The organism is Tepidimonas sp. (genome assembly GCF_036825565.1).
Classification (GTDB): Bacteria; Pseudomonadota; Gammaproteobacteria; order Burkholderiales; family Burkholderiaceae_C; genus Tepidimonas.
This window is the reverse complement of record NZ_DAISXZ010000102.1, coordinates 1-6,280: the sequence shown is the minus strand read 5'-3', so window position 1 is coordinate 6,280 and position 6,280 is coordinate 1. Positions and strand designations below refer to the sequence as shown.

General features: G+C 65.3%; 7 protein-coding genes and 1 tRNA gene. 4 read left to right on the top strand and 4 right to left on the bottom strand.

Translation table 11 applies throughout. The features are described from left to right. Positions 1 to 610 (top strand): site-specific DNA-methyltransferase (locus V7026_RS10805; protein WP_334155388.1); only part of this gene is annotated, 610 nt, incomplete at its 5' end. Positions 611 to 771: 161 nt separating this feature from the next. Here V7026_RS10805 and V7026_RS10800 read toward each other — a convergent pair. The 3 genes from V7026_RS10800 to V7026_RS10790 all read right to left on the bottom strand — a co-directional run bounded on the left by V7026_RS10800 (position 772) and on the right by V7026_RS10790 (position 2,294). Further along, a tRNA-Ser gene (locus V7026_RS10800) sits at positions 772 to 862 on the bottom strand. 29 nt (positions 863 to 891) lie between these two features. Next, the gene (locus V7026_RS10795; RefSeq protein WP_334155387.1) at positions 892 to 1,806 is read right to left on the bottom strand and encodes an SPFH domain-containing protein; all 915 of its coding nucleotides are present in this window, start codon (positions 1,804 to 1,806) and stop codon (positions 892 to 894) included. A gap of 53 nt (positions 1,807 to 1,859) precedes the next feature. After that, a complete protein-coding gene (locus tag V7026_RS10790) occupies positions 1,860 to 2,294 on the bottom strand; it encodes an NfeD family protein (RefSeq protein ID WP_334155386.1) in 435 nt (144 codons plus the stop codon). A 31-nt stretch (positions 2,295 to 2,325) separates the two neighbouring features. On the opposite strand from V7026_RS10790, the gene V7026_RS10785 reads away from it, so the two are divergent. Beyond that, positions 2,326 to 4,626 (top strand): arginine/lysine/ornithine decarboxylase, encoded by a 2,301-nt coding sequence (locus V7026_RS10785; RefSeq protein WP_334155385.1) that lies wholly within the window; start codon positions 2,326 to 2,328, stop codon positions 4,624 to 4,626. 95 nt (positions 4,627 to 4,721) lie between these two features. Beyond that, positions 4,722 to 4,937, top strand: a complete 216-nt coding sequence (locus tag V7026_RS10780) for a YdcH family protein (protein WP_334155384.1) — start codon at positions 4,722 to 4,724, stop codon at positions 4,935 to 4,937. Between the two features lie 33 nt (positions 4,938 to 4,970). Here V7026_RS10780 and V7026_RS10775 read toward each other — a convergent pair whose 3' ends face one another. Beyond that, entirely contained in the window at positions 4,971 to 5,330 is a 360-nt protein-coding gene (locus V7026_RS10775; RefSeq protein WP_334155383.1) for a C40 family peptidase, read from the bottom strand. Between the two features lie 306 nt (positions 5,331 to 5,636). Here V7026_RS10775 and V7026_RS10770 point away from each other — a divergent pair, with 306 nt between their 5' ends. Then, a complete protein-coding gene (locus V7026_RS10770) occupies positions 5,637 to 6,230 on the top strand; it encodes an isochorismatase family protein (protein WP_334155382.1) in 594 nt (197 codons plus the stop codon). Positions 6,231 to 6,280 lie beyond the last annotated feature (50 nt).

Here is a 6,280-nt window from a genome sequence, read left to right as displayed (position 1 = left end):
CCCGATTGAGTGGGTGAACAAGCGCAAGCTGCGCGTGAAGGACTCGATCAACACCGTGTGGTGGTTCAGCAAGACCGAGTGGCCGAAGTCGGACATCACGAAGGTTCTGGCCCCGTACAGCGACCGGATGAAAAAGCTGATCGAGGACCCGGACAAGTTCTACACGCCCAAGGTCCGCCCCTCTGGGCACGACATCGGGAAAGGCTTCGCCAAGGACAACGGCGGAGCGATCCCGCCGAACCTGCTACAAATCTCCAACTCCGAGTCCAACGGTCAGTACCTGTCAGGCTGCAAGGCAGTAGGCATCAAGGGACACCCCGCGCGCTTCCCGGCGAAGCTGCCGGAGTTCTTCATTCGGATGCTCACGGAGCCGGGCGACCTCGTTGTGGACATCTTCGGGGGCTCGAACACTACGGGGCAGGTAGCAGAGGCGGAGGGACGGCGCTGGATGGCCTTCGAGGCGCTGCCGGAGTACGTCGCTGCATCGTCGTTTCGCTTCCTCGACAAGAGCGTGAGCCCGGAGCTGATGCAGGCCCTGTACGACCGGATTGTGGCGGGCGAGTCCGTGAGCATCGAGGACTTCCGCAGGCAGGCCGAACTCGCGTTGTGATCGGAACGCGGGAGCCGGAAAGAAGAAAGCCGCCCGAGGGCGGCTTTTTTCATCGTCACACAGGGCCTTACCTCATCGCATCCCATCACTTCGGGAAAGGCGGGTTTTTAGGCGGGTGTGCCGTCAAAACCCTGCGGGAAGGCCAGTATAACTGGCAAAATTGGCGGAGAGAGGGGGATTCGAACCCCCGAGGGGCTGTTAACCCCTACACGCTTTCCAGGCGTGCGACTTAAACCACTCATCCATCTCTCCGCGGGAGCCCCGCATTGTAGCACCGACGCTCAGGCGCTCTTGACGGTGCCGACCATCTTCATGGCCGAGCCAATCAGCGCCGAGACCTCGCTCATCGTGCTCGGGACGATGAGGGTCGTGTCGGCATCGTGCGCCACGCGGGCGTAGGCCTCCACCGCCTTTTCGGCGACCTTGAGCTGCACCGCCTGTTCACCACCCGGCTGGCGGATGGCGGCGGCGATGCGTTCGATGGCCTGCGCGGTCGCTTCGGCCACCTCGCGGATGGCGGCGGCCTCGCCCTGCGCCTGGTTGATCGCGGCCTGCTTCTCGCCCTCGCTCTTGGCGATGAAGGCGGCGCGCTCGCCCTCCGCGAGGTTGATCTGCTCCTGCCGCTTGCCCTCGGAGGCGGCGATCAGCGCGCGCTTTTCGCGCTCGGCGGTGATCTGCGCCTGCATCGCGCGCAGGATCTCCGCCGGCGGCGTCAGGTCCTTGATCTCGTAGCGCAGCACCTTCACGCCCCAGTTCAGCGCCGCCTCGTCGATGGCGTTGACGACCTGGGCGTTGATCATCTCGCGCTCTTCGAAGGTCTTGTCCAGCTCCAGCCGGCCGATGACGCTTCGCAGCGTCGTCTGCGCCAGCTGCGTGATCGCCAGCACGTAGTTGGAGGAGCCGTAGCTCGCCCGCATCGGGTCGGTGACCTGGAAGTAGAGGATGCCGTCGACCTTGAGCTGGGTGTTGTCCTTGGTGATGCAGATCTGCTCCGGCACATCCAGTGGGATCTCCTTCAGGCTATGCCGGTAGGCCACCTTCTCGATGAACGGCACGACGAAGTTCAGACCCGGAGCCAGCGTTCTGTCGTAGCGGCCGAGCCGCTCGACCACCCAGGCGGTCTGCTGCGGCACGACCTTGATCGACTTGACGACGAAGACGAGCGCGACGATGACGACGACGATGGCGATTTCCATGGGAGAGGCTTTCGATCGAAGGGAAGGGTAGGGGGGCTGAAGAGGGGCGGCTTTCAGGAAGGATCCACCGGCTCGATGACGAGCCGATTGCCCTGCACCGCGCGGATGCGGTGGGGACCGGGACGGCGCTGGCCGTGCGCACTCGAGGCCACCGCCAGCCAATCGGCACCGCGGTAGCGCACCAGCGCGGTGCCGTCGGGCTGCCACGCCGGCACCTGCACGGTCTGGCCGACGTCGAGCACGACGTCCGGGTTGGCCTGGGGGCTAGGGGCGCGGCGGCGCAGCCGCACCCACGCCCAGCCGCCCACCGTCAGCAGCGCGCACAGCCCCGCGGCCAGCAGTTGGCCGCTGAAGGCCAGCCCCGCATACACGGCCAGGGCCCCGGCGGCTGCGGCCAGCGCCAGCATCAGCAGAAAGAAGGTGCCGCTGGCGAGTTCGGCGGCCACCAGCAGTCCGGCCAGCACCCACCACAGCGTCGCGTCATCCATCGTTCACCCCTTTGGCCTACACTCGCGGACCATGAAATTCCGCTTCCCGATCGTCATCATCGACGAAGATTACCGCTCCGACAACACGTCGGGTCTGGGCATCCGCGCGCTGGCGCAGGCGATCGAGGCCGAAGGCTTCGAGGTCGTCGGCGTCACCAGCTACGGCGACCTGAGCCAATTCGCCCAGCAGCAAAGCCGCGCCAGCGCGTTCATCCTGTCGATCGACGACGAGGAGGTGACCGGCAACCCCGAGCAGGATCCGGCGGTGCTCAACCTGCGCGCCTTCATCCAGGAGGTTCGGCGCAAGAATGCCGAGGTGCCCATCTACGTCTATGGCGAGACGCGCACCAGCCGCCACCTGCCCAACGACATCCTGCGCGAGCTGCACGGCTTCATCCACATGTTCGAGGACACGCCGGAGTTCGTCGCGCGCCACATCATCCGCGAGGCCAAGGCCTACCTGGAGTACATCCAGCCGCCGTTCTTCAAGGCGCTGCTGGACTATGCCGAGGATGGCTCCTACTCCTGGCACTGCCCGGGTCACTCGGGCGGGGTGGCGTTCCTCAAGACCCCGGTCGGGCAGATGTTCCACCAGTTCTTTGGCGAGAACATGCTGCGCGCCGACGTCTGCAACGCGGTGGAGGAGCTGGGCCAGCTGCTGGACCACAACGGCGCCATCGGCGAGAGCGAACGCAACGCCGCGCGCATCTTCAACGCCGACCACTGCTTCTTCGTCACCAACGGCACCAGCACCAGCAACAAGATGGTCTGGCACCACACGGTGGCGCCGGGCGATGTGGTGGTGGTGGACCGCAACTGCCATAAGTCGATCCTGCACTCGATCATCATGACGGGGGCCATCCCCGTCTTTCTCAAGCCCACGCGCAACCATTACGGCATCATCGGGCCGATTCAGCAAAGCGAATTCACCCGCGAGGCCATCGAGGCCAAGATCGCAGCCAACCCCCTGCTCAGCGGTGTGGACCCCAAGGCGGTGAAGCCGCGCATCCTTACGCTCACGCAGTCCACCTACGACGGCGTGCTATACAACACCGAGACCATCAAGCAGATGCTGGATGGCTACGTGGACAACCTGCACTTCGACGAGGCGTGGTTGCCGCACGCGGCCTTCCACCCCTTTTACGGCACCTTCCACGCGATGGGCCGCAAGCGCGGTCGGCCCCAGCATTCGGTGGTCTATTCCACGCAGTCCATCCACAAACTGCTGGCAGGCATCAGCCAGGCCAGCCACGTGCTGGTGCAGGACTCGCAGACGCAAAAGTTGGATCGCCACCTGTTCAACGAAGCGTACCTGATGCACACCTCCACCAGCCCGCAGTACAGCATCATCGCCAGTTGCGACGTGGCGGCGGCCATGATGGAGCCGCCTGGTGGTACCGCGCTGGTGGAGGAAAGCATTGCCGAGTCGCTGGACTTTCGCCGCGCGATGCGCAAGGTGGACGCCGAGTTCGGCGACACCGATTGGTGGTTCCAGGTCTGGGGGCCGGAGGAACTGGCTGAGGAGGGCATCGGCCGCGCCAGCGACTGGGTGCTCAAACGCACCGATGCCGATGGCGTGCAGACGGCCGACGGCGAGGACGCCTGGCACGGCTTCGGCGACATGGCGCCAGGCTTCAACATGCTGGACCCGATCAAGGCCACCATCATCACGCCGGGCCTCAACCTCAAAGGGGACTTCGCCCCCACCGGGATTCCGGCGAGCATCGTCACCAAGTTCCTGGCCGAGCACGGCGTGGTGGTGGAAAAGACCGGGCTGTACTCGTTCTTCATCATGTTCACCATCGGCATCACCAAGGGCCGCTGGAACACGCTGCTGACCGCGCTGCAGCAGTTCAAGGACGACTACGACCGCAACCAACCGATGTGGCGCGTGATGCCGGAGTTCTGCCGCAAGCAGCCGCGCTACGAGCGCATGGGCCTGCGTGATCTGTGCCAGTTCGTGCACGAGATGTATGCCAAATACGACGTCGCCCGGCTAACCACCGAGATTTACCTGAGCGACCTGACCCCGGCCATGAAGCCGAGTGACGCCTTCGCGCAGATCGCCCACCGCAACACCGAGCGCGTGCCTATCGACGAGCTGGAGGGGCGCATCACCACGGCGCTGATCACGCCCTATCCGCCCGGCATTCCGCTGCTCATCCCCGGCGAGGTGTTTAACCGCAGGATCGTGGACTACCTGAAGTTCTCGCGCGAGTTCAACGAGCGCTGCCCGGGTTTCGAGACGGACATCCACGGCCTGGCCATCGAGGAGACGTTCGACGGCGGCAAACGCTACTACGCCGACTGCGTGCGCGTCGCGTCCGCTTGAGGCAGGTCAAGGCCCGAGCGCGCTCGCGCGGGCCTTGACGTCGCCTTGCGGTAAGATGCAGGCGTCGATCTTTCAACCCCCAAGCGCGAATCACCATGTTCCCCGAATACCGCGGCCTGATCACCAAGCTCAAGACCAGCGATCACCACTTCACCCGCCTGTTCGACAAGCACAACGAGCTGGATGAGCGCATCCAGCGCATGGAGCAGGGCATTGAGCCCGGCACGCACGAGCAGATCGAGACGCTGAAGAAGGAAAAGCTGCTGCTCAAGGATCAGTTGTACGACATCCTGCGCAAGGCAGCCGCCTGAGTCTCCCGAATAGCCGCCCATGCACGGGCGGCCTCAACCGCTGCTGTCGCCAATCACGCGGCGCGCACCATTGAAGCGGTCGCGCCAGTAGCGGTCCTCCAGGCGCTCCATGCGCACATGGGCGCCGGAGCGGGGCGAATGAATGAACCGCCCCTGCCCGACGTAAATGCCCACGTGGCTGAACGGCTCGCCCAGGGTGTTGAAAAACACCAAATCCCCGGGGGCCAAGGCCTCCGTCTCGATGGGCAGCGTCGCCTGCGCCTGTTCCGCCGCGCGCCTCGGCAACAGGATGCCGGCGCTCTCGCGATAGGTGATCTGCACGAAGCCGCTGCAATCCACCCCCTGGTCAAACCCGGTGCCGCCGCGCTGGTAAGGCACTCCGACGTAAGCCATGGCGTACACCAAGGCGGCCGATCGGCGGCCGTGAGCATCGTCGGTCAGCGCAGGCCGTGCAGGCGCAGCCCCATCCCTCAGCACCCCCCGCGCGGTGAGAAGATCCATGATAGGATCGCCGGCCTTTGCGGTCAGCGGCAGCGCGAGCGCCAATGCAATCCCCCACGCCCGGCGGCGCAGGGCTTGGGGAACGATCGGCTGGGCCGTGGCATGTTGCGGCATCACGGCGCACACATTAGGGCAGGACGGCAGCCGACGTCAACGGGGCCGCTTCGTCCCACGGGTGTTTTGGGGACCAAAGAACGCATGTTGTTGGATGCAAACGACTGCCAGCTCGTGCTGGTGGACTATCAGGCCAGGTTGATGCCGGCCATCGCGCGGGGCGACGAGGTGTTGCAGCGCGCCGAACTGCTGGCCGGCTTGGCGCACCTGCTGAAGGTGCCCGTCTGGGGGACGGAACAAGCCCCCGAGCGGCTGGGGCCTCTGGCGCCGTCGCTGCGCAGCCGGTGTCGGCAGGTGTTTGCCAAAACCGCGTTCGATGCCTGCGACAGTGGCCTGCTGACCGCCCTGCGGGCGCCGGCTCGCCCAGCGGGCAATGCCTGCAGCCTGCCCAAGCACCTGCAAAAGCCCACCGCGCCGAGTCGGCAGACGATCGTGCTGGCCGGCTGCGAGACCCATGTATGCCTGCTGCAGACGGCACTTGGCTTGGTGGAGCAGGAGTTGGACGTCTGGGTGGTGACAGACGCTTGCGGCTCGCGCCGCGACCGCGATCGCGATGCCGCGCTGGACCGTTTGGCCGCCAACGGGGTGGAACTGGTCACCGCCGAAATGGTGGGCTTCGAGTGGTTGCGCAATGCGCAGCACCCGCGGTTCCGCGAAGCGCTGGCCTTGCTGAAATGACAGCCCTCGAGTGTACGGGCACCCTGCGCCAATAAATCAAAACTATTAAT